The sequence below is a fragment of the Mesorhizobium sp. Cs1299R1N1 genome (assembly GCF_037179655.1).
GTDB lineage: Bacteria > Pseudomonadota > Alphaproteobacteria > Rhizobiales > Rhizobiaceae > Mesorhizobium > Mesorhizobium salmacidum.
Genome location: NZ_JAPYKR010000012.1, coordinates 88,328 through 111,246 on the forward strand (window position 1 = coordinate 88,328; position 22,919 = coordinate 111,246).

The following is a 22,919-nucleotide window of genomic DNA, read 5'->3' on the forward strand; positions in this document are numbered from 1 at the left end:
TATCATCTGGCGCCGCGGATGACCCCGCGGCGCCAGCCTGCAATCCCACAATCGCCCCGGGGAGGGTTGATGGACGGTGCGGCTCCACTCTTTCGCATGGAAGGCATTTCCAAGCGCTATGGCGGCGTGCGGGCGCTGGAAAAGGCCGAGCTGACGGTTTCCACCGGCAGCATCCACGCCATCCTCGGTGAAAACGGCGCCGGCAAGTCGACATTGATCAAGGTCATGGCCGGTGTCGTGGCGCCCGACGAAGGCCGTATGATGCTGGATGGGCACGAAGTGACCTTCGCCTCGCCCGGTGCGGCGAACAAGGCCGGCATCGTCTGCATCTTCCAGGAATTGTCGCTGATCCCCGAACTCAGCGTCGCCGACAACATCGTCATTTCGGATCCGCCCAAACGCTTCGGTATGATCGACCGCAAGGCGCAACGCCGCGTCGCCGAGGACGCGCTGGCGCGCGCGGGCGCCGCCGACATCCATCCGCTGGCGCTGGTCAAGGACCTGCCGCTGTCGCGCCGGCAGATGGTGGAGATCGCCAAGGCGCTGGCGCGCAAACCACGCATCCTCATCCTCGACGAGGCGACGTCGGCGCTGACGGCAGCGGATGTCGCGAAGATCTTCGGCGTGCTGAAGCGGCTGCGCTCGGAAGGGCTGGCGCTGCTCTACATCTCCCACCGCATGAACGAGATCGCCGAACTGGCCGACCACTGCACGGTGTTCCGCAACGGCCGCAATGTCGCCAGCTACAAGGCCGGCTCGAAGAGCGACAACGAGGTGGTCGAGCTGATGATCGGCCGCGAATACAGCCATATTTTTCCGCCCAAGCCGGCGGCGGCACCGGCCGGCGTTGCCCCCCGGCTCGAGGCGCGCAAATTGTCCTGGGCCGACCGGCTGGATAACATCTCGCTCACCGTCAGGGCAGGCGAGGTCGTCGGCCTCGGCGGGCTCGACGGCCAGGGCCAGCGCGAATTGCTGCTTGCTTTCTTCGGTGTGCTGCGCGGCCTCTCGGGCGAGGTGCTGATCGACGGCAAGCCGGTGACGATCACCAGTCCGGCGGTGGCCCGCGAGGATGGCATCGGCATGGCGCTCATCCCGGAAGACCGCAAGACCGAAGGACTGATGCTGCCGATGACGGTGCGCGAAAACCTGTCCTTCGCCGCGCTCGACCGGCTGTCGAAAGGCGGCATCATCGACCGCGCCGCCGAGCAGCGGCTGATCGACGACATGGTCGGCCTTCTGGCGATCAAGACGGCGGGGCTCGATATTCCGGTCGGCGCGCTGTCGGGCGGTAACCAGCAGAAGGTGGTGATCGCCAAATGGCTGATGCGCCAGCCGCGCATCATCCTGCTCAACGATCCGACGCGCGGCATCGATGTCGGCACCAAGCAGGAAATCTATCAACTGATGCGCAAGCTGGCGGACGCGGGCGCGGCGATCCTGTTCTATTCGACCGACTATGACGAGCTGATCGGCTGCTGCGACCGGGTGCTGGTGCTCTATGACGGGGCGGTCAAGCGCGAACTGGTCGGCGCCGAGATCACCGAACGAGCGCTGATATCGAGCGCGCTCAACATCCATGGCGAGGAGAGCCCCGTGGGCCTGGGAGCAAGCGTGTGAAAGATTGGCGCTATTGGCTGGCCGAGCAGCGCGGAACGCTGCTGGCGCTCGGCATCTTCATCGTCATGTTCGTCATCTACACCTCGAACCATCCGGCGGGCTTCACCGCCAATGTCGTGCAGACGGCAGCGAACAAGGGCGTGCTGCTCGCCTTCGTCGCCATGGCGCAGACGCTGGTCGTCATCACCTCCGGCATCGACCTGTCCGTCGGCATGATCTTCCTGCTCACCAACTGCCTGGCCTCCTGGCTGGTGGTCGGCACGCCGATGCAGACCACACTCGGCGTCATCGCCGTGCTGGTGGCGGGACTTCTGTGCGGCGCGATCAACGGCGCCATCGTGATCTACGGAAGGCTGCAGCCGATCGTCGCGACCATCGCCACCGGCGCGGTCTACTACGGCATCGGCCTTTTGCTGCGGCCCTTTCCGGGCGGCTCGGTCAACGAGGATCTGGCCGATGCTATGACAGGACGTCTGTTCGATCTGGTGCCGGCAAGCCTGGTCGTGCTGCTGGCGGTCGTGCTGTTGATCTGGGTGCCGTTCAGCCGCTCGGTACTCGGCCGTGCCGCCTACGCGGCCGGCTCTTCGGAAACGGCTGCCTATATGTCGGGCGTGCCGATAAGGCGCGGCAAGTTCGCCGCTTACACGCTTGCGGGGCTGCTGGCCGCGATCGGCGGGCTGTTCCTGACCTTTTTCACCTATACGGGCGAGGCCGCCTATGCCAGCGGCAACGCCTATACGCTGTTCTCGATCGCGGCCGTGGTGCTGGGCGGCGTGTCGCTGTTCGGCGGCAAGGGAAGCGCCATCGGCGCCATCTTCGGCGCGCTGGCCTTCCGCACCATCGGCGACCTGTTGTTCGTGTTCGATTTCGATCCGCTCTGGCAGCCGCTGTTCCAGGGCGTTATCCTGCTGGTCGCCGTCAGCCTCGGCGCCTTCGCCCTGTTTCGGGTCCGCAACCGGCTGGAGTGGTTCCTGTGAGCGATACGACCTTGGGCGGCATTGCCGGCCGCATGCCCAAATTCATCCGCCGCGCCGATCCGGCGGTGCTGACCGCCTTTGCCTGCATCGTGGTGCTGCTGTTGGTCGGCAGCCTCTATTCGCGCAGCTTCCTGTCGCCTGAATATCTCTTGCAGCAGCTCAAGGTCGCCTCGTTCCTCGGCGTCATCGCCACCGGCATGATGCTGGTCATCCTGCTCGGCCAGATCGACCTGTCCGTACCGTGGTCGGTGGCGGCGGGCGCGATGATGGCCTGCGCGGCGGCAGCCTACGGTCCGGCTGGCGTGGCATTGGCGATCCCGTTCGGCATCTTCTGCGGCGTGCTGATCGGCATCGTCAATGGCATCGGCGTCGCCTATCTGCGCATCCCCTCGATGATCATCACGCTCGCCACCAACGCCGTCGCGCAAGGGCTGATGGTGGTCTACACCGGCGGTTTCTCGCCGCAGGATTCGGCCACCGGCGCCATGCGCTACCTGGCCACCGGCTTCACCATTCCGGGCGTCCCCAACGCGGTCATCATCTGGGCGCTGATCGGGGCCGCAATGGTGTTCGTGCTGAGCCGTAGCGGCTTTGGCCGCGCGGTCTATGGCATCGGCAACCGCGAGCGCGCCGCCTATCTTTCCGGCATCGACACGAGACGCGTGGTGATGATCGCCTTCGCCGTCTCCGGCGGACTCTCCGCCTTTGGCGGCGTGCTGCTGGCCGGCTACGCCTCCAAGGCGGCGCAATCGATGGGTGACGCCTATCTGCTGCCGTCGATCGCGGCCGTGGTGCTCGGCGGCACCTCGATCCTGGGCGGACGCGGCTCCTATCTCGGCACGGTCGCCGGCGTGATCCTGATCACGCTGCTGCAATCCATCCTGTCGGTCATGCAGATGCCGGAAGCGGGACGGCAGATCATCTACGGCGTCGTCATCGTCGCCATGCTCCTGCTCTATGGCCGCGCGCCGGCGAGCCGCTGACGGTGGACGAAAACGCAGCGCAGGCACCGACGCGCGCTTCCGGTTTGGCGCCTTCGGCCGTCGTGGTGATGGGCGTCGCCGGCTGCGGCAAGTCAGCCGTCGGTATCGCGCTGGCCGACGCGCTGGGTGCCGTCTTCATCGAGGGCGACAGGCTGCATCCGCCCGAAAACGTTGCCCGCATGGCGCGGGGCGAACCGCTCACCGACCAGCTGCGCGAAGGCTGGCTCGACGCGATCGGCGAGCGCATCGCGGCCTCGATCGCCAAGGGACAGGGCGTGGTTGCAGCCTGCTCGGCGCTGAAGCGCGGCTATCGCGAGCGCCTGCGCGGCTTCTGCCCTGACATCATCTTCCTCTATCTGGAGATCGATCCGGCCACCGCGCGGCAGCGGGTCGCCGGCCGCAAGGGCCATTTCATGCCGGCAAGCCTGGTCGACAGCCAGTTCGCCATCCTGGAGCCGCCAGGTGCCGATGAGCGGGCATTGACGCTCGACGCGACGCGGCCGGTCGACGAACTCGTCGGCCAGGCAATGCGCTCGATGCGCCGGTCATGAGCCTTCTTCTTCGCTGAAGCCGATCCTGTCCTGAGCCTCTGTCAACCGTTCATGGCGCGACCAGGACATCATCTGCTCGGGGCACTGCTTCAGCGCCTCCAGCAGGCGGTCGCGCTTCAGCAGGATATAGTGTGCCTGCAGGGCCATGTTCTTGGCTCCGTCCCTGGTGGTGTCCACTGCCGGGAGCGCCGGTGCCGCCGGCATCAGTTCCGGGCTCAAGACGGCCCGGTATTCCCGGAAGGGCACCACCTCGAAAGTCGACATGGCAAACAGGGCCGTCTTGCCTCGGGCGGCGAAATTCGCCGGTGCCGAGGCAAGGTGTGTCCAGCCGCTTTCGCCCAGGGCGGTTTCGGTGAAGGTCGAGCCGGCATGGATGGTGTTGGTCATCAGCACGACGCCGTTCCGCTTCAACATCTTTTGAATGCGGATGGTGACCTGATAGGCGTCGTCGCGGTCGAAGACGATCCGGCTTTTCAGGAACCGGTTCTCGACATGAACCATTGGCGGGTTGAGGAAGCGCTGGCCGAATTCCGTCTCGGACACGCCATGCGTGTTGACGCTGACCTGATGCGCTCCGATGCCGGCCTCATGTATGGCGCGCTTGCCGATTATCGTATGGGCGGTGAATTGATCGCACCAGAGGATCGCGCCGTGGCCGCGTTGCAAGGCTGCCTGCAAGCCCTCGAGCCCTTCCAGCCGGATCGTCGGCGTCCAGCGACCGGCGACCAGATGCGCGGCGAGTTGCATGCGGCGGCGATGGCGCGCCGCGAGCAATGCCTCGAACAGCTTGCGTGCATCGATGCCGTCGCCGAGCACCGCGCGCGTTGCGGCGGCGTAGAAGCGGAAATCCTTGCGCATATGGCGCTTCAGGCGAAACCTCGACGCCCAATCGCAGATCGGCGACCACCAGCGAACCGGCAGTGCTGCCGCGACCGCGAGATAGAAGAGAGCAATCAGGCTCTCGCGAAGATCCCTGGTGGAGAAGCGGCGGAGCCTGCCGGGACTAACCACCTTGCGGCTGAAAAAGCGCACCTCCTCGGCATATTCGGGGACAAAGACGTCGGCGATGATCTCGGTGCGAAAGCTGGCTATCGATGGCTGCTTGCGTGCGGCTTTTCGGGATTTCGTAAACCTCGACAGCCTCATCCACCCGGCTCTAGATCTGCGATGTCAACTCGACCGGGAAATCGTCATTGTCGGCATCGCGCAAGGCGGCGAGGCTACGGTTGTCCAGCACCTCGGCAATCGCCTGGCGCACTTCCAGCATCATGTGCCGGACTTGGCAGGTCGCTTCATCACAATCCTCGCAGCGCTGGTACTGCGTGCGGCTGGCGCAAGGTATCGGCGCCAGCGGCCCGTCGAGCACGCGCACGACGTGGCCGATCTTGATCTCGGAAGCGGGGCGGGCGAGACGGTAGCCACCTTCCTTGCCCTTGCGGCTCTGGACGAAGCCGGCGTTGCGCAATTCGCCCAGGATGGCATCGAGGAATTTCTTCGGGATGTTGTTGGCGACGGCGATGTCGTTGACGAAGGCCAGTTGGCCAACCGGAAGATTGGAAAGATGCACGAGGGCCTTGAGGCCGTATTTGCCTTTTTTCGTCAGCATGCCCGAGTCAACCCGTTGAAGCCCCAACCACCCCGCATCTGGCGGCTGTTTGTGTGCAAATGATGACGGCGTTGCTTCCGCACGCCGCCGTTTCGCGAAACAAAGCCATTGGAAGCCATGTTAGGCACAAACGCGTTGATTCTTTGTAACGTTTTGCACGAAGGGTGCCGGCTTTACCCTATCGGCTGAATAAACGAGGAAAGCCGGCTTTCCTCGATCTTTCTATCGGGCAGCGGAGACTTTACCGACTGCCGTAAGCCTGATCGAGCAGACCGCCGGCGGCGAAATGCTCTTTTTGGACCTTGTCCCAGCCGCCGAAGACGTCTTCCACCGTCAGCAGGCGCACATCCGGAAAATCGGCCTTGTATTTGGCCGCGACAGCCGCGTCGCGTGCGCGCAAGCCATTGTCGGCGGCGATGCCCTGGCCTTCGGGTGTATAGAGGAAGTCGAGGTAGCTCTTGGCCAGATCGCGCGTGCCGTGCTCGTCGGCGACCTTGTCGACGATCGCCACCGGGAATTCCGCCAGAAGGCTGACCGAAGGCGTGACCTGCTCGAATTTGTCGTCGCCATATTCCTTGCGGATGCCGCGTGTCTCGGATTCGAAGGTGATCAGCACGTCGCCGATCTCGCGCTGCACGAAGGTGGTGGTCGCTGCGCGCCCGCCAGTGTCGAAGATCGGCACGTTGTTGAACAGCTTGGTGATGAATTCCTTCACCTTCGCGTCGTCGCCCTTGAAGGCTTCCTTGGCGTAGGCGGTGGCCGCCAGATAGGTGTAGCGGGCATTGCCAGACGTTTTCGGGTTGGGGAAGATCACCTGCACGTCGTCGCGCACGAGATCGTTCCAGTCCTTGATGTGCTTGGGGTTGCCCGCGCGGACGAGAAACGAAGGCAGTGAATAGAAGGGCGAAGCGTTGTCGGGAAAATCCTTCTGCCAGTCGGCCGAGACGAGGCCCTTCTTGACCAGGAAGTCGACGTCGGTGACCTGGTTGAAGGTGACGACATCGGCACCGAGGCCTTCGGCGATGGCGCGCGCCTGCGCGGAAGTGCCGGCATGCGACTGGTCGATGCTCACACCCGGGTGCTTGGCGATAAAGGCCTTATTGACCTGCACGAAGAGTTCGCGGCCGACGTCATAGGAGGCGTTCAGCAGCTTGTCGGCCGACCAGGCTTGGGAGGATGCGAGGAGGATGCCGGCGGCGGCGACGCCGATGAAAAATCGCTTCATGAAAAGGCTCCGGATGTCATGCTCTATTACTGGACCATAGCCGGGGCGCAGAGGAGCGGCGAGGCATAGATTCAGGGCTTGGCGGTTGTTGCTAGAAAACCGTTTCCCACACACGCACATCGTAGTTTTTTCTTTCACGTGGAGTCATCTTTTTTGAGGCCGGTCCTCTTCAGTCTCTTCCGAGAGAGGCGACAAATGGATACACATTGTGTATGCCCCATATTATGATGTTCGAAAGGAGTCTTCCATGGCGAAAGCCGCACCCGAAACCCACGCCAAGCCCGTCAATCTGCGCATCCGAGAGGACATACGTATACTAATTGACCGTGCCGCAAAGATACGCGGGAAGACCCGTTCCGACTTCATGATCGATGCCGCTTATCGTGCGGCCGAGGATACGCTGCTCGACCAAACATTGATCAAGGTGGATCCCGAGAGTTACCGGCATTATCTCGACATCCTCGATGAACCGCCAAGCGGGGAAGGTTTTGCACGCCTTATGGACGTGCCCAGGCCTTGGCGGGACTGATGCCATCGGCGCCCACGCCGCTGGCGGAACACCACGATCTCGAATTTTTCCAAAGCGGAACAGAAAGCCTCGATCAATGGCTTCGCCGTCGGGCACGGGCCAACCAGGTCAGTGGCGCATCGCGGACCTATGTGGTGGCGGAAGGCACACGCGTTGTCGGCTACTATTGTTTGTCTTCGGGCGGGCTTGATCTGGCGGAAGCGCCCGGCATCATTCGCCGCAACATGCCGGATCCCATTCCAATGGTCGTGCGCGGACGTCTCGCGGTGGATGCAAGCTGGCAAGGGAAGGGGCTGGGTGCGGCGCTTCTGCAAGACGCCGTCCTGCGCGCCGGTCAAGCCGCGACGATCCTGGGGATTCGCGGAGTTTTTGTTCATGCCATATCGGATGAAGCGAAAGCCTTTTACGAGCACTACGGCTTTGCGGCTTCCCCGAAAAATCCCATGACCTTGGTGTTGTCGTTGAAGGCCAGATGAAAGGGTAAGCGACCGCCACCGGACCAGGATATTCCCTGGTGACGAGATTCACAGTGGTCCGATCGCTATGCAGCCGGAAACAGCTTCCAGCGCCCCGGCCGGAATGCCACCCGGCTCTTTTGTGCCGCCGGATGATCGACCGGCAGTTCGATCTCGACCCGCTGGCGTTCGCCACCGATTTCGAGCTCGACGCGCCGTGTGCCGGCAACGCGGCGGCTGGCGGCCACGGTGCCGGCGATGCAGCCGCTGCAGCCGTCCAGCAGTTCGACATCATGCGGGCGAAAATACAGCATCGCATCGCCGTGGGGCGCGTGCGGCGCCGACAATCCGATCGGACGGTCGGCGAGCCAGATCTCGCCATTCTCGATCTTGACCGGAAGCGAGCTCGATTCACCAATGAAGCCGTAGACGAAGGGCGAGTTCGGCGTGTCGTAGATGTCGTCGGCGGTGCCGACCTGCTCGACACGGCCCTGGCTCATCACCACGACGCGGTCGGCAAGCTCCAGCGCCTCTTCCTGATCGTGGGTGACGAAGACGGTGGTGTGGCCGGTAGCGTCATGGATTTCGCGCAGCCAGCGGCGCAGTTCCCGGCGCACCTGCGCATCGAGCGCGCCGAACGGCTCGTCGAGCAGCAGCACCTTGGGTTCGATGGCCATGGCACGGGCGAGCGCCACGCGCTGGCGCTGGCCGCCAGAAAGTTGCGCCGGATAGCGTTTTTCCAGACCCGACAGCTGGACGAGATCGAGAAGCTCGGAGGCGCGGCGGCGGATTTCGGCCGCCGGCGGCCGCGTCGGCCCGTGCCGCACCTTGAGGCCGAAGCCGATATTGTCGGCCACCGTCATGTGCCGGAACAGCGCGTAGTGCTGGAAGACGAAGCCGACATTGCGTTCCTGGATCGACTTTTGCGACGCGTCCTCGTCGCCAAAGAAGATGTTTCCACGCGTCGGGCGCTCCAGGCCGGCGATCAACCTGAGCAAGGTCGTCTTGCCGGAGCCGGACGGTCCGAGCAACGCAATCAGTTCGCCCGACTTGATGTCGAGCGACACGTCGTGGAGCGCCGGAAACCGCTCGAATTCCTTGCGCACATTGGCAACGCGAACTTCCATGCAATGAACCTTCTAATGTCCGCGCGTCGCGGCGAGTTCGGCGCCGTAGCGCATCTCGAGCAGAGTTTTCAAGATCAGCGTGACGAGCGCCAGCCCGGCAAGCAATGAGGCGACGGCGAAAGCGCCGACGGCATTGTACTCGTTGTAGAGGATTTCGACATGCAGCGGCATGGTGTTGGTCAGGCCGCGTATGTGGCCCGACACCACCGAAACCGCGCCGAACTCGCCCATGGCGCGCGCGTTGCACAGAAGCACGCCGTAGAGCAGGCCCCATTTGACATTGGGCAAGGTCACATACCAGAACGTCTGCCAGCCATTGGCCCCGAGCGAAAGAGCCGCTTCCTCGTCGCCATTGCCCTGTTCCTGCATCAGCGGGATCAGTTCGCGGGCGACGAAGGGGAAGGTGACGAAGACGGTGGCCAGCACAATGCCCGGCACGGCGAACAAGATCTGGATGCCGTGTGCCTTCAACCACTCGCCGAGCAGCCCCTGGGCGCCGAACAGAAGCACGTAGACCAGACCCGAAATGACGGGGGAGACCGAGAAGGGCAGATCGATCAACGTGGTCAGGAAGGCCTTGCCCTTGAATTCGAACTTGGCGATCGCCCAGGCGGCCGAGATACCGAAGACGATGTTGAGCGGTACCGAGATCGCCGCCACCAGCAAGGTCAGGCGGATCGCCGAACGTGTGTCCGCATCGCTCAGCGATTCCAGGTAGGTGCCAACGCCCTTGGCGAAGGCTTCCTTGAAAACGATGATCAGCGGCAGCAACAGGAAGACGGCGAGAAAGACGAAGACGACGGTCATCAGCACGGCCCGTGCCGGCCGGCTTTCGGTCACCGCCGCCGAGCGGCTTTCATGGAACGGTTCGTAGGATTTGATCTCGGGTTCAGCCATAGCGCTTGCGGCTCCATGTCTGCACCAGATTGACGATCAACAGCATGATGAACGACAACGCCAGCATGATTGCCGCGATCGCGGTCGCCGCCGGGTAATTGTATTCCTCGAGCCGGATGACGATCAAAAGCGGCGCGATCTCGGATTTGTAGGGCAAATTGCCGGCGATGAAGATGACCGAGCCGTATTCGCCGACGCCGCGCGCGAAGGCCAGCGAGAAGCCGGTGATAATGGCCGGCGCCAGGCCTGGAAAGAGCACGCGGGTGATGATCTGAAAGCGGCTGGCGCCAAGCGTGGCGGCGGCTTCCTCCACTTCCTTGTCGATCTCTTCCATGATCGGCTGCACGGTGCGTACAACGAAGGGCAGGCCGATGAAGATCAACGCAATGACGATGCCAAGCGGCGTGTAGGCAACCTTGATGCCGAGCGGCATCAGTATTTTGCCGATCCAGCCATTCGGCGCGTAGAGCGTGGTCAGCGCGATGCCAGCCACCGCCGTCGGCAGTGCGAATGGCAGGTCGACCATGGCATCGACGATGCGGCGGCCGGGAAAACGGTAGCGCACCAGCACCCAGGCGACGAGCGTGCCGAAAACGACATTGACGACAGCCGCGATGAAGGCGGTGCCGAAGCTGATTTCAAGTGCGTTGAGCGTGCGGCGATCGGTGGCGATGGCCCAGAAATCGGCCCAGCCGAGAGCGGCCGAACGCCAGATCAGCCCGGACAGCGGGATGAGGATGATGAGGGTGAGGTAGGCAAGCGAGAAGCCGAGCGTCAATCCGAAACCCGGAATGACGCTCGGCTGTCTGAACCGCCACCCCGCCTGCGCGGGTGCTGTGGTCATGTCGTCCCGATCTAGGTTTAGTTCACTGGGCCGGTTTGTAGATCTGGTCGAATATACCACCGTCCCCGAAATGATAAGGCTGGGCCTTCTTCCAGCCACCGAAAAGCGGGTCGTCGATGGTGATCAGCTTGATAGGCGGCAGCTTGGCGAGATCCTCGGGCGGAACCAGATCGGGCTTGGACGGCCGGTAGTGGTTCTTGGCGATGATGGTCTGGCCTTCCTTGGAATAGAGGTAGCTCAGATAGGCCTCGGCCACCTTGCGCGTGCCCTTGGCGTCGACATTGGCATCGACCACTGCCACCGGCGGCTCGGCCAGGATCGAGGTCGGCGGATAGACGATGTCGAAATTGTCGGCGCCAAACTCGTCGAGCGCCAGATAGGCATCGTTTTCCCAGGCGATCAGCACGTCGCCCAGGCCTTTTTGCGCGAAGGTCACGGTCGAGCCGCGCGCGCCGGTGTCGAGCACGGGAGCATTGGCGTAGAGCTTGCCGACGAATTCCTTGGTCTTGGCTTCGTCGCCGCCATCGTTGGCGTTGGCATACGCCCAGGCCGCGAGATAGTTCCAGCGCGCGCCGCCCGAGGTCTTGGGGTTGGGCGTGATCACCTGCGTGCCGTCCTTGACCAGGTCGTTCCAGTCGTGGATGCCCTTGGGATTGCCCTTGCGGACAAGGAAGATGATCGTCGAGGTGTAAGGCGCTGAATTGTTTTCAAATTTGGTGCGCCAGTCGGGATTGATCTTGTTTGACTTGGAGACGATGGCGTTGATGTCGCCTTCGAGCGCCAGCGTCACCACATCGGCGTCCAGGCCGTCGATCACGGCGCGGGCCTGGGCGCCCGATCCGCCATGTGACTGCTGGACGGTCACCGTCTCGCCGGTCTCTGCCTTCCAATGGGCGGCGAAGGCCTCGTCATAGGCCTTATAGAGCTCGCGCGTCGGATCGTAGGACACGTTGAGAATGGTGGTGTCGGCAAACGCGAAACCGAGCGTGCCGAACTGGACAGATGTGGCGACCAGTGCGCCGAGCAGTTTCCGGAAATGAGGTTTGGTCATTTCTGCCTCCGTTGAACCCGCGCCAAATCTACCGAATTGATAGAAATAAGATGCATTGAATGTTTGCCTTTTTTGCCTTCCTGAAGAAAATCTTCGGCGATCTGTCGCGGCAATGGGAAAATATTTTCCTTGCAGCTGCTCCGCACCGGAGTCGGTCCGCCATCCGGCCTATCTAGGGATGCACGGCTGCCGGGCAAGTCTGCATTGGGCAGCTTACTCGGCGGTCACGGGGAAATCGAAGCGCTGCTTGGGAAATGGCTCGTGGGCGAGCGCAAAATGCCACCATTCGCGGGCATAGTTCTTGAACCCGCCAGCACGCATGGCATCGACGAGCAGCTTGCGGTTTGCCGCCGCTTCGGTGCCGAGCGGGCGATGCGCGGTCTCGCTCATCGTGTCGAAACAATCGAAGCCGGTGCCGAAATCGAGGGTGTCGGCATCGACAGCGCCGCTGGCCGGTTTCGGCACTGACGGACTGTCGGCAGGCGCGATAGCAACATCGACGGTTGAGCCGCGCGAATGTGCCGACTGCAGGGCGACGTAGCCCTCGGTGATGAGGTCGCTGCGCTTGACCCTCGGATACCACTGCGGATCCGGCGGTCCACCCGCGGTCGTCCAATCGCCCATGTCGGCCACCGCGCGGGCAGGGCGGTAGCAGTCGAACACGACCAGCGTCATGCCCCTGGCGATCATCGCCTTCTGAACGCTGGAGAGTGCCTTCGCCGCCTCCTCGGTGAGAATGCAGACAGGTGCGTTATAGCCGTTCACCTTGCGGTGCAGGAAATTGTTGGAGCTGGCGTAGCGAATGTCCTGGCGGATGGATGTGGCGATATCGGAGAGGCGGACGAAGCCGGCAGGGAGGGGATCGGCGCAGGCAGAGTGGATGACCGTCAGCAATGTGACGAGAATGGCGGCAACCTGGCGCAGGGCATAGCCAAGCAGGCCCCCCTCTGCCCTGCCGGGCATCTCCCCCTCAAGGGGGGAGATCGGCAACTTTGACGCCGAGCTCCGTCGTCGAACGTTGGCGAAATCAACGAGGAAGTCCGATCTCCCCACTCGAGGGGGAGATGGCCGGCAGGCCAGAGGGGGGCGCCTCGCACCAGGCGTCAGGCGAGCTATCCTTCTATCCCCCGTCTCAAAAAGCCAATGCGCTGAATCCCTTGGCGCACTCTACTCAACGAACACTTTCACACTCGCCGCTCGTCCAGCCGCATCGATGACGGTCAGCGTCGAGTAACCCGCGCCGTCGGGCTGCCAGGTGGCGGTGCGGCGGCGGTCGAGGCCGATGAGGGGCTTGCCGTTGGCCAGCCAGCGGAACGGCGCGCGGCCGCCTTGCAATTTCAGCACCAGCGGCGAGGCGTCGGCCGAATTGGTGGCGAGATCGACGCGGGCGCCGTCCGGCGGGAAAATGATGGTCGGCGCGGGTTCGGTCGGCGTCGCCTGCACCAGGCCATCCGCGCCGGCGCCGAAGCGGGCAAGCGTCACCGGAAGGTCCTCGCGCTTGGGGGTAAAGGCGCCAGGCGGTTTGCCCGGCAGCGGCACGGTCGCCAGCCCCGAGCGAACAAAGCCCTCGAACAGAATCGGAGCGGCCGAGACATAGCCGGAAAGACCCGGCACCGCGCCGGCATCGGGCCGGCCGACCCAGACACCCAGCACATAGCGGCCGTCGAAGCCCACCGACCAGGCGTCACGGTAGCCGTAAGAAGTGCCGGTCTTGTAGGCGATGCCACGCTGCAAAGCGCCTTCGGGTGGCTTCACACCCGAGAGGATGTCGATGATCTGCCAGTTGGCCTGGTCGTTGAGGATGGTGGTGGTCGAACTCACGGCGTTGGCCGGTTCGGTGCCGTCGCGCAGCGAGTGCGTCTTGCCGCCATTGGCGAGCCCTGTGTAGAGCTGGACGAGGTCGCGCAGCGTGACGCCGACGCCGCCGAGGCCGATGGCCAGGCCCGGCGCTTCGTTGACCGGCAAGATCGGGTTGACGCCCGCCTGGCGGAAGCGCGCTGTCAGCCGCGCCGGGCCGACCGCGTCGAGCACGCGGATCGCCGGCACGTTGAGCGACAGTTGCAGCGCCTGGCGGATGCTGACATCGCCCTGGTAGCCCATGTCGAAATTCTTCGGCCTGTAGCCGCTGAAATCGACCGGGCTATCCTCTATCAGCGTTTCCTGCGCCACCAGTCCCTGCTCGAAGGCGAGGCCATAGATGAACGGCTTCAGCGTCGAGCCGGGCGAACGCACGACCTTGGTCATGTCGATCCAGCCGGAACGGCTGGCATCGAAGAAATTGGCCGAGCCGACTTCGCCCAAAATCTCGCCGGTGCGGGCGTCGGCCAGCACCATGGCGACGGAGAGACGCGGCCCGAGCTTGGTGGCGGCGTCGCGCGCCACCTGTTCCAGTCCTTGCTGGACGCTTTTGCGGATCGTCAGCTTGAGCGGCTGACCGGGGACGGCCTTGGGGAGCATCGCATAGGAGGCATGCGCGGCAAGCGCCGGCAAGGTACGCCGCAGCCCCGACACATCGTCGAGTGCCGCGCGTGCCGCCTCGCGTTCGCCGATCAGGCCTGATGAGACCATGCGGGTGAGCACACGGTCGCGGGCTGCGTGGGCGATCTGGAGATTGCGGTCAGGCCGGCGCTTTTCCGGCAGTTGGGGGAGGGCGACGAGAAGGGCGGCCTCGGAAACGGTCAGCCGCTTCGGTTCTTTGCCGAAATAGGCGAGCGAAGCGGCGCGCACGCCCTCCAGGTTGCCGCCATAGGGCGCCAGTGTCAGGTAACGCTCGAGGATCTCGCGCTTCGACAGCCGCCGCTCGATCTGGATGGCGCGCAACATCTGCTTGATCTTGGAGCCGAGGCTGCGGCTCTCGCGCGGCTCGATCAGGCGGGCGAGCTGCATCGACAGAGTCGAGCCGCCGGAAACGATATGGCCGCTGGTGGCGAACTGGCCGGCTGCGCGGGCCAGCGCCAGCACATCGACGCCCTCATGGTCCCAGAAACGCTTGTCCTCATAGGTGACCAGCATGTCGACGAACTGCTTGTCGACCTGATCGAGCCGGGTTTCGAGCCGCCAGTAGCCGTCCGGGGTGGCGAAGGCGCGCAACAGCTGGCCGTCGCGGTCCTGGACTTCGGTGGAGACGGTGAGCTTTTCAGGAAGCGGGGGCGGGAAGGCGCGGTCGAGCTCCCAAAGCGCGGCGACGGCGATTGCCGCGAGTCCGGCTAGGGACGCTCCAGCAATGACCGCCCGGCAAAGGATTCTCTTGGAGAGCATGGCGCTGCCCCTCATCCGCCTGCCGGCACCTTCTCCCCGTATAGGGAGGGGGAGAAGGTAGCTGTGATGAACGCAACCGCCATGTGCATGATCGTTTCCACCGGCACCTTACGGTGCCTTGATCTCCATCATGCCGGTGGCGGTGCGGGCCGAATATTGCGGCCGGTACATGTCCTCCACCGTTGCCGCCGGATGGGCGTAGGTGCCCGGCGTCACGGCGCGCACGACATAGGCAAGCGTCAGATTGTGGTCGTGGTCGCCGTCGGCCGGGTTGAATGCCGCGACGAAGCGGTCGTCGCGGAATTCCAGATGCGCGGCGTCGGTCTGTGCCAGCCAGGAGAAGTTCGACAGCTGGGCGCTGGAGACGAGGCCTGGATTGTCGATCTCGAAGCCGGCCGGCAACAGGTCGGTGACCAGCAGGCGCGACGGCCAGCTGTTCTGTTCCGTCACCTTGAGCACGACGACATAGCGTTCGTTCTGGGTGGCCTCGGTCACATTGGCTTCGGTACCGTCGAGCTTGTAGTAGGTGCGGGCGATGGTGAAGCCGTCACCGCCGGCCGGCAAGGGCTGGATCGGCGACGCCACCGTGGTGACGACGGCCTGCAGCGGGGTCTTGCCCGTGTTGGCGATTTCGAGCGGGCTGTCGACCAGTTCCGAGCCGTTGACCTGGTTGGAATAGCCGCCGGAATGCGGCGCGCCATTGACGGTCAGCGTGATCGAATCATTGCCCTCCTTCAGCGCACGGGCCGCCAGCAGCATCCAGGAATCGTCCTGCGTGCTGGTCCAGCGGACTTCGGCGCGTTTCCTGGTCACCAGCTTGATCAGTTCGGGCACGATCGTCGATACCGGCTTCGATTCCGCCGCCAGCGACAGCATCGCCGCGCCGTCACGCAACGCCGAGCCGTAGTCGGAGCGGTACCAGTCGTAGTCGGTGCTCGACTTGGCGAGCTGCAGCGCGGTCTTGAACGTCGCCTCCGAACGCTGCGTGTCACCATAGAGCGCCAGACTCGACGCCAGCTGGGCAACGGCCATAGGACTCGAGAACGCTTCGAGCTGGGTGTCGGCGTAGTAGCGCAGGTCGCCGATCGAGGCCTTCTTGTTGCGAGCCAGCACATAGAGGGCGTAGGCGATCTCGCTGCCACGGTCCTGTACGCTCTGGTCGTAGCCGAGCGAGTTCTGCAGGTTGTTCAGGGCCTGGTTCATCGCAAGAGCCGGCACGTCGTATTTCTGCTCCCGCGCCCTGGTCAGGAACTCGCTGACATAGGCGTCGAGCCACAGATCGCCGGAGCCAGGACCCCACAGGCCGAAGCTGCCGCTCGAGGACTGGTAGCTCAGGACCTTGTAGATCGCATCCTGGATGCGGCCGTGCAGGTCAGGGTCGCTTTCCATGCCGATGCCCGATGCCATCTCGTTGACATAGAGAAGCGGCATGGCACGGCTGGTGGTCTGCTCGGCGCAACCATAGGGGTAGCGGTCGAGCGTCATCAGCAGTGAAGGTACGTCGAAGGCCGCCGCCTGCGAAACGCCGACGCTGACCGAAGCGCCCTCAAGCAGGCTTGCCGCCAGCAGTTCCTTGTCGACGCGCAACGCGCCGCCGTTGCCCTTGAGATCGACCACAAGGCGTGTGGTGACCGGCAACTGGGCCGGGCGCACCGGCACATAGAGCGTCTGCTCGACCTTGGTGCCGTCGGCGTGGGCCAGCTTGATGGTGAGCGAGGCATTGCCCGCCGTCTTTGCGATCAGCGGCACCGTCAAGGTCTGGCGCTTGCCCTGGGCGAGCGTCAGCTTCTGGGGCAGGGGCTTTTCGCCTGTCGACAGGTCGCCTGTCGTGTCGATCGACAGCGCATAGTCGCCGGCGGGGCCGTCCGTGTCGGCCACGTCGAGCCGCATGACGGCATTGTCGCCAGGCGCCAGGAAGCGCGGCAGGCCGGCGGTGATCACTACGGGATCACGCACGATCACGTCCGACTGGGCATGACCGACCGCCTCCTTGGTCCAGGCGACGGCCATGACGCGCACGGTGCCGTTGAACTGCGGAATGTCGAAGTCGATCCGTGCCTTGCCATCGGCGTCGAGCAGGACCGGACCGGAGAAGAAGGCGACCAGCTTTTCGGTGGGCGGGCTGCCTTGCGCCTGCATGTTGGCGCCGTCGCCACCGGTCCTGAGCTTGCCGGCGGTGCCCAGCGAGCCATCGATCAGGCGGCCGTAGATGTCGCGGATCTCCATGCCCAGCATGCGCTGGCCGAAGAACCAGTTCTCCGGATCCGGCGCCTTGTAGTTGGTCAAATTGAGGATGCCGACATCGACGGCGGCAACCATGACATAGGCGTTGGTGCCCGGCTGCACGCCGGCCACGGAAACCGGGATCGACAGCTGCCGGCGCGGCACGGTCTTGTCCGGCGGCGTGAGCGTGATGGCGAGCTTCTTGGCGCCCGGATCGACCGTCAGCCATTTCACGCCGATGGCGCGGGCGGGCATGCGCGTTTCCTGCGCATCGCCCGGCCGGAACAGGGTTGCGGTGACATAGGCGCCGGCGCCCCAGTCGTCACCGACCGGGATGTCGACGGTGCTGCCGCCAGCCGGCACGGTCGCCGTGATGGTCTTCAGCAGCTTGTCGGAGCCGATGTTGATCAGAAGTTCGCCGGCAAAATGCGGCGAGATTTTCAGCTTGGCCACTTCGCCGGCGGCATAATTGTCCTTGTCCAGGGCAATCTCCAGGCCGTCGGGCGTTTCTGTGGTGGTCGAGGCGACATACCAGCCGGCGTCGAACTCATAGCTGGTGGCGGGCCCCTCCGGGTCCGATGTCTCGACCTCGAGCCTGTACTGGCCCCAATCGACCGGTACGGAGACGGTTGCGTCGCCATCGGCGCCGAGGTCGACCTGACCGTTGGCGATCGACTTGGTCAAGCTCACCGGCTCGTAGTTCCAGGAATTGTTGGAGCGGTACCACTGGTAATTGCGTTCGACCTTGACCAGCGTCCACTGCGCGCCTTTCAGTGCCTCGCGCTTGCCGTCGGGATCGACGGCGATCAGGCTGAACTTGGCCGTGCCGCCTTGTGGCACTTCACCGTCGGCGAAGTCCGGACGGATGCCGATCATATGGCCTTGCGGGCGGATGCCGATGTTGAGCGAGCGCTCGATGGCGCGGCCGCCGGTTTCGCGCATGCGCACCGTCACCTTGCCGTCGACCAGCTTGGTGGTCGAGGGCAACTGGTCGACGGTAACAGGGAAGGTCGCCTTGCCGTCATCGCCAACCACCGGCAGATCGGTGAGCGGCGTGACCGTGGGCTCCGCCGACTGCTCGTCGGCGAGGCCGAACGAAAAGTTGGGGAAGCGGTCCCAGTCGCGCGACGTCGACAGCGTGAGTTCGCCTTCCAGCGCCAGGCCCGCCGCCGGCGCGCCATAGAGGAAGCGGCCGTCAATGTTGATGTTGGCGGTTTCGCCCCGCGCAATCTCCTGCTTGTCGGCCTTCATGTCGAATTCGATGCGATCCGGCACGAAATCCTCGACCAGGAACATCTGGCTGGCAACCGCCGGCTGCTTTGGATCGGTGTAGATCGACACCGACCATGTGCCGCGCATGGCGTTGGGTTCGAGCGGCAGGTCGACGGCGTGGCCGCCGGCCGAGGCGCCGTCGCTGACGATGCGGCGGTCCTCGACGCCATCGGGGCGCGAGAAGATGAAGGTCAGCGGCAGGTTCTCGACCGCCTTGGCCGCACCGTCGCGGGCAAGGGCGGCGACGTGGACGTCCTCGCCGGCGCGGTAGATGCCACGTTCGGTCCAGGCATAGACGTCGAGCGCGCCCGGTGCGGCGCGTCCGGTGACGCCACGGTCGGACAGGTCGAAGCCGGCCTTGGCCATGTCGAGGAAGACGAAATCATTGTCGCCGTGCTTGGCCATCAGCACGGCCGGCACCATGCCGCCGTCACCGCGCGTCAGGCCGGGGTTGAAGACGGCGTGGCCGTTCACATCCGATGTCGCGGTGCCGAGAACCTCGTTGTTACGGGCAACCAGCGTCAGTTCGGCGCCCGCTATCGGCTTGGCGCTGCCCAGCGAACGGGCAAAGACATTGAGCCCGTCCTGGCCGGTATAGGTCGACAGGCCGATGTCGGAGACGACGAACCACTGCGTGGCCAGCGAACCGTAATCGTCGCTCTTGTCGTTGACGGGCTGCGCGGTCAGCACGTAGACGCCGGGCTTGCGCTGCGGCAGCGCTTCGTCGACCGGGAACGAGGTGGTGACCTCCTTGTTGAGGTCGTTGACGATGTCGAGCTGGCCCTGCCAGACCGGCGCGCCCATCTGCTCGGAAATGTTGGAGATGTCATAGCCGTCGAGCTGGTGCAGGAACTGATAGCCCGACAGAAGCTGCGCCAGCGAACGATCGCCGATGCGGTAGAGCTTCATTTCGGCGGCGTTCATGTTGACGGTGACGACCGGGATGCCGCGGCGCGCGCCGGCCGGCAGCACGAAGCTGTCGCCGGTGAAGCGGGCGGACGGCGCGCGGTCCTGCACGTAGATCGACAGCACCACGGGGGCGGCGGTCACTTCGCCGATCGCCCCCGGCAGGCCGGCGCGGAAGGTGACGTCATAGTGCTGGCCGTGTTCGAGCCCTTCGACGCAGATCTGCTTGTCCTTGGCCTCGACGCCCTTGGGCGGCGCGTTGTCGACGGTGACGAACTGCGTGTAGTCGACACCGGTCTTGACCAGATCCTCGGAGAATTGCGCGCAGATGCGCGGTGCGCTGGTGTCGGCATCGACGGAGTGATCGATGACGCGGAACCCCTTGCGGGCCTTCAGATCGGCATAGTCGGCCTGCACCGCGGGCGCGCTTTCCAGCGCAAGGCTGGCCTCATAGGCTTGCAACGCCGGCCGGTAGAGATCGCGCTTGTCGAGACCATTGCCGAGCAGCGCCAGCACTTCGGCGCGCGTCTTGGTGGTGCGTAGCAGCTTATAGGCGTTGAAGGCGGCCGACGTGCCGTTTGCCGGCAAAGTCGAGGCTTCGGAGGTGTTCGCGGCAGGCTGCACGGCCAGCGTTTCGCGCGCCAGCCTGAGCCAGAGCTGGCCATCGTCAGGCATGACCGAGACCGCGGCCTCGTATTTCTGCATGGCGGCGCGATGGTCGCCGGTCAATACGGCCTGTTCGGCGGCATTGGTCAGCGCCGCCATGCCCTCCGTCGGCTTGTCGAAGGCCGGGCCAAGCAGCTTGTTGCGATATTGCTGGGCCTGGTCGGCCATCCAGTTGGGAAAGAAGGCGAGTTCCGGCGGCGCGCCGATATCGGGATCGCCGTCGATGTTGACGACCTTGCCGGCGATCGCGCCGGTGAAGGATTTCAACTGGTTATAGTCGGATTTGAGAAAGCACCATTTGGCCTTGGTGTTGTAGGTGAAGGCGCGGCAGGCCGGATCGCCGAGACATGTCGTCTTGCACTGGTCGAGCGTGACGTTCTGGTCCGACCTGAGGTCGAAACCGAAATAGTCGGAATTGTCGGTCGTTGCGATTCGCCGGGCCTCGGCCGCTTGCGCGACGCTGCCCCAGGCAAAGAAGAGAAGGACGAGAATCGACAGACCACGAGCCGCGCGCATTGCCATTACACCCTCCAGACAATTGCAGACGTCCGGGCATGATCAAGCTTCAGTCAGGCTTGTCAACGCGCGAACGCGGCAGGTGCCGCCTGCCAACGGTTTATTTTCCGGCCAAGGACCGGTATGCGGACAGTAACCTCCATAGGACAGGGGATCACGCATTCTTGCGGAAACGCAGAAGGTGTGAATTCCAAGCCCGTCCTATTTCAGACAATTGGATTGTGGCCCCTTTACGAGCGCTTCAGAACTTCATTCCAATTTTAGGTTTACGAACTAGGTTGTCTTAATGCCGGCGCATGAAGAGCAGATGTCAGGAGGGACCGCGCCAAGGCGCGTGCTTCCGCGCGCCCTGCTTTTGGCGATGCTGTGTTCGTCGGCGCTGCTTTGCGAGTCGAGGCACGCGGCCGCGTTCGAGCTTTTCGGCATCAAGCTGTGGGGATCCTCCAGCGACGAGGACGCCGATATTGCCGATCCCCTGCGTTACGCGGTGACCATCTCCGCACCCGATGCCGACAAGGACCTCGTCAAGAAGCTCGAAAACGCCTCGGCGCTGAAAGGCGATGAGGACCGGCCGGTTTCGGGCTCGCTCGGGCTGATGGCCAAGGCGCGCAGCGACCGTGAACAGCTGGTCGCCGCACTTTATGCCGATGCCCGTTATGAAGGCGTCGTCACCATCACCATCGACGGCAAACCGCTCGACGAACTGCCGCCGGACGCCGAATTCAAGGGCCCGCAGCCCATTCCGGTGGCGATCACTGTCGCCGCCGGCCCCAAATTCACTCTTGGCAATATCAGGCTGGAGGGCGACGCGGCGGGGCTGATGAGCGCCGACTATGGGCTGATATCTGGTGGCGACGCCGGATCGGGCGCGGTGCTGAAGGCCGAGGCGCTGATCGTGCGGACGCTGAAGGAGCAGGGCAGGCCGCTGGCCAGGGTGACCGACCGGCAGATCGCCGCCGACCATGCCACCTCGACACTCGACGTGACGCTGACGGTCGCAGCCGGGCCGGTCGCCGGCTATGGCGCGACCACCGTGGAAGGCACCGAGAAGGTCGACCGCGACTTCACCGAATACATGACCGGGCTGAAGCGCGGCAAGCAGTACTCGCCGCAGGAGATCAGCGACGCGCGCGACAGGCTGCTGGCGCTCGAGGTCTTCAACAGCGTGACGTTCAAGGAAGCCGACAAGCTCGACGCCGAAGGCAACATCCCGATCGACGTCCAGGTCAGCGAGCGCAAGCCGCGCTTTTTCGGGCTCGGCGGCACCTTCTCGAACACCGAGGGGCTTGGCCTGGAGGGGTACTGGGGCCATCGCAACCTGTTTGGCCGTGCCGAAAAGCTGCGCATCGACGGCGCCATTAGCGGCATCGGCAGCAACAATCTGTCCGAACTGAACTACAATGCCGGAATCATGTTCGAGAAACCCGGCGTCATCGGGCCGGCGTCGAAATTCTTCGCCAGCGTGAAGACCGTGCTCGAGCATCCGGACGCATACGACCATTTCTCGGTCAAGGGCAGCACCGGCCTGTCCTACGAACTCGACAAGAGGCAGACCGTATCGGCCGAGGTCGCGCTCGATTATTCGCGCATCCACGACGCTTTCGGCAAGCACACCTACCTGATCGCCAGCATTCCGCTGCAATATGTCTACGACAACAGGGACAGCAGGCTGAACCCGACCAGGGGCTTCAGGGTGCTCGCCTATGCCGAGCCGAGCTACGACATATTGAGTGGTGCCGCCTTCCTCAAGCTGAAGGGCGAGGGATCGGCCTATCAGTCGCTGGACACGGCCTCGAAATTCGTGCTTGCCGAGCGTGTCGCCATCGGCTCGATCGTCGGTGCCGGGCTGCAGAGCGTCCCGGCGGACCGGCGCTTTTATTCCGGCGGCGGCGGCTCTGTGCGCGGCTATGCCTATCAGGGCATCGGTCCCAAGGATTTCACGGGCCAGCCGATCGGCGGCCTGTCGTTCTTCGAGACCTCGGTGGAGATGCGCATCGCCGTCACCGACACGATCGGCATCGTGCCCTTCGTCGATGCCGGTACGGTGTCGACCAAGTCGGTTCCCAACTTCTCCGACGTCAAGGTCGGTGCCGGCGTCGGCCTTCGCTATGTCACGCCGTTCGGACCATTGCGCATTGACGCGGCCGTGCCGCTCAACCGTGATCCCGGCGACCCGCATTTCGGCATCTATGCCGGCATTGGCCAGGCGTTCTGAC

At 64.1% G+C, this 22,919-nt stretch carries 17 protein-coding genes; 7 read left to right on the forward strand and 10 right to left on the reverse strand.

The genetic code is table 11. The features are described 5' to 3' along the window. Positions 1–69: 69 nt before the first annotated feature. From O7A70_RS24745 to O7A70_RS24760, 4 genes are read left to right on the forward strand one after another with little or no spacing between them, the layout of a single operon-like run. Positions 70–1,617, forward strand: coding sequence for a sugar ABC transporter ATP-binding protein (locus tag O7A70_RS24745; protein ID WP_337142736.1), 1,548 nt, complete (start codon positions 70–72; stop codon positions 1,615–1,617). Further along, on the forward strand, positions 1,614–2,594 hold the full coding sequence (locus O7A70_RS24750) for an ABC transporter permease (RefSeq protein WP_027141559.1): 981 nt from the start codon (positions 1,614–1,616) through the stop codon (positions 2,592–2,594). The genes O7A70_RS24745 and O7A70_RS24750 overlap by 4 nt, the downstream gene beginning before the upstream one ends. After that, a complete protein-coding gene (locus O7A70_RS24755) occupies positions 2,591–3,577 on the forward strand; it encodes an ABC transporter permease (RefSeq protein WP_337142737.1) in 987 nt (328 codons plus the stop codon). The genes O7A70_RS24750 and O7A70_RS24755 overlap by 4 nt, the downstream gene beginning before the upstream one ends. A 2-nt stretch (positions 3,578–3,579) precedes the next feature. Continuing rightward, positions 3,580–4,128: a gluconokinase gene (locus O7A70_RS24760; RefSeq protein ID WP_337142738.1), complete on the forward strand. Its 549-nt coding sequence runs from the start codon at positions 3,580–3,582 to the stop codon at positions 4,126–4,128. Here the strand turns inward: O7A70_RS24760 and O7A70_RS24765 are convergent. From O7A70_RS24765 to O7A70_RS24775, 3 genes are all read right to left on the reverse strand, one after another. Then, positions 4,123–5,274 (reverse strand): hypothetical protein, encoded by a 1,152-nt coding sequence (locus O7A70_RS24765; protein ID WP_337142739.1) that lies wholly within the window; start codon positions 5,272–5,274, stop codon positions 4,123–4,125. The two genes, O7A70_RS24760 and O7A70_RS24765, sit on opposite strands and share 6 nt — an antisense overlap. A gap of 10 nt (positions 5,275–5,284) precedes the next feature. Next, entirely contained in the window at positions 5,285–5,734 is a 450-nt protein-coding gene (locus O7A70_RS24770; RefSeq protein ID WP_337142740.1) for an RrF2 family transcriptional regulator, read from the reverse strand. 241 nt (positions 5,735–5,975) lie between these two features. After that, on the reverse strand, positions 5,976–6,959 hold the full coding sequence (locus O7A70_RS24775) for a sulfate ABC transporter substrate-binding protein (protein ID WP_337142741.1): 984 nt from the start codon (positions 6,957–6,959) through the stop codon (positions 5,976–5,978). Positions 6,960–7,206: 247 nt separating this feature from the next. Here O7A70_RS24775 and O7A70_RS24780 point away from each other — a divergent pair, with 247 nt between their 5' ends. After that, positions 7,207–7,488: a type II toxin-antitoxin system TacA family antitoxin gene (locus tag O7A70_RS24780; protein WP_027141564.1), complete on the forward strand. Its 282-nt coding sequence runs from the start codon at positions 7,207–7,209 to the stop codon at positions 7,486–7,488. After that, the gene (locus O7A70_RS24785) at positions 7,488–7,964 is read left to right on the forward strand and encodes a GNAT family N-acetyltransferase (protein ID WP_337142742.1); all 477 of its coding nucleotides are present in this window, start codon (positions 7,488–7,490) and stop codon (positions 7,962–7,964) included. The genes O7A70_RS24780 and O7A70_RS24785 overlap by 1 nt, the downstream gene beginning before the upstream one ends. A gap of 65 nt (positions 7,965–8,029) precedes the next feature. Here O7A70_RS24785 and O7A70_RS24790 read toward each other — a convergent pair whose 3' ends face one another. The 7 genes from O7A70_RS24790 to O7A70_RS24820 form a co-directional block, all read right to left on the reverse strand. After that, a complete protein-coding gene (locus tag O7A70_RS24790; RefSeq protein ID WP_337142743.1) occupies positions 8,030–9,070 on the reverse strand; it encodes a sulfate/molybdate ABC transporter ATP-binding protein in 1,041 nt (346 codons plus the stop codon). Positions 9,071–9,082: 12 nt separating this feature from the next. Continuing rightward, a complete protein-coding gene (gene cysW / locus O7A70_RS24795; protein ID WP_337129272.1) occupies positions 9,083–9,967 on the reverse strand; it encodes a sulfate ABC transporter permease subunit CysW in 885 nt (294 codons plus the stop codon). After that, a complete protein-coding gene (gene cysT / locus O7A70_RS24800; protein WP_337142744.1) occupies positions 9,960–10,811 on the reverse strand; it encodes a sulfate ABC transporter permease subunit CysT in 852 nt (283 codons plus the stop codon). The genes cysW and cysT overlap by 8 nt, the downstream gene beginning before the upstream one ends. 22 nt (positions 10,812–10,833) lie before the next feature. After that, entirely contained in the window at positions 10,834–11,862 is a 1,029-nt protein-coding gene (locus O7A70_RS24805; RefSeq protein WP_337142745.1) for a sulfate ABC transporter substrate-binding protein, read from the reverse strand. Between the two features lie 213 nt (positions 11,863–12,075). Beyond that, the gene (locus tag O7A70_RS24810; RefSeq protein ID WP_337142746.1) at positions 12,076–12,825 is read right to left on the reverse strand and encodes a M15 family metallopeptidase; all 750 of its coding nucleotides are present in this window, start codon (positions 12,823–12,825) and stop codon (positions 12,076–12,078) included. A gap of 204 nt (positions 12,826–13,029) precedes the next feature. After that, complete coding sequence (gene pbpC, locus O7A70_RS24815; protein ID WP_442921208.1) at positions 13,030–15,135, reverse strand: penicillin-binding protein 1C; 2,106 nt, start codon at positions 15,133–15,135, stop codon at positions 13,030–13,032. 93 nt (positions 15,136–15,228) lie between these two features. Then, positions 15,229–20,709, reverse strand: coding sequence for an alpha-2-macroglobulin family protein (locus tag O7A70_RS24820; RefSeq protein WP_337142748.1), 5,481 nt, complete (start codon positions 20,707–20,709; stop codon positions 15,229–15,231). A 280-nt stretch (positions 20,710–20,989) separates the two neighbouring features. On the opposite strand from O7A70_RS24820, the gene O7A70_RS24825 reads away from it, so the two are divergent. After that, on the forward strand, positions 20,990–22,918 hold the full coding sequence (locus O7A70_RS24825; protein ID WP_337142749.1) for an autotransporter assembly complex protein TamA: 1,929 nt from the start codon (positions 20,990–20,992) through the stop codon (positions 22,916–22,918). Position 22,919: the final 1 nt, after the last annotated feature.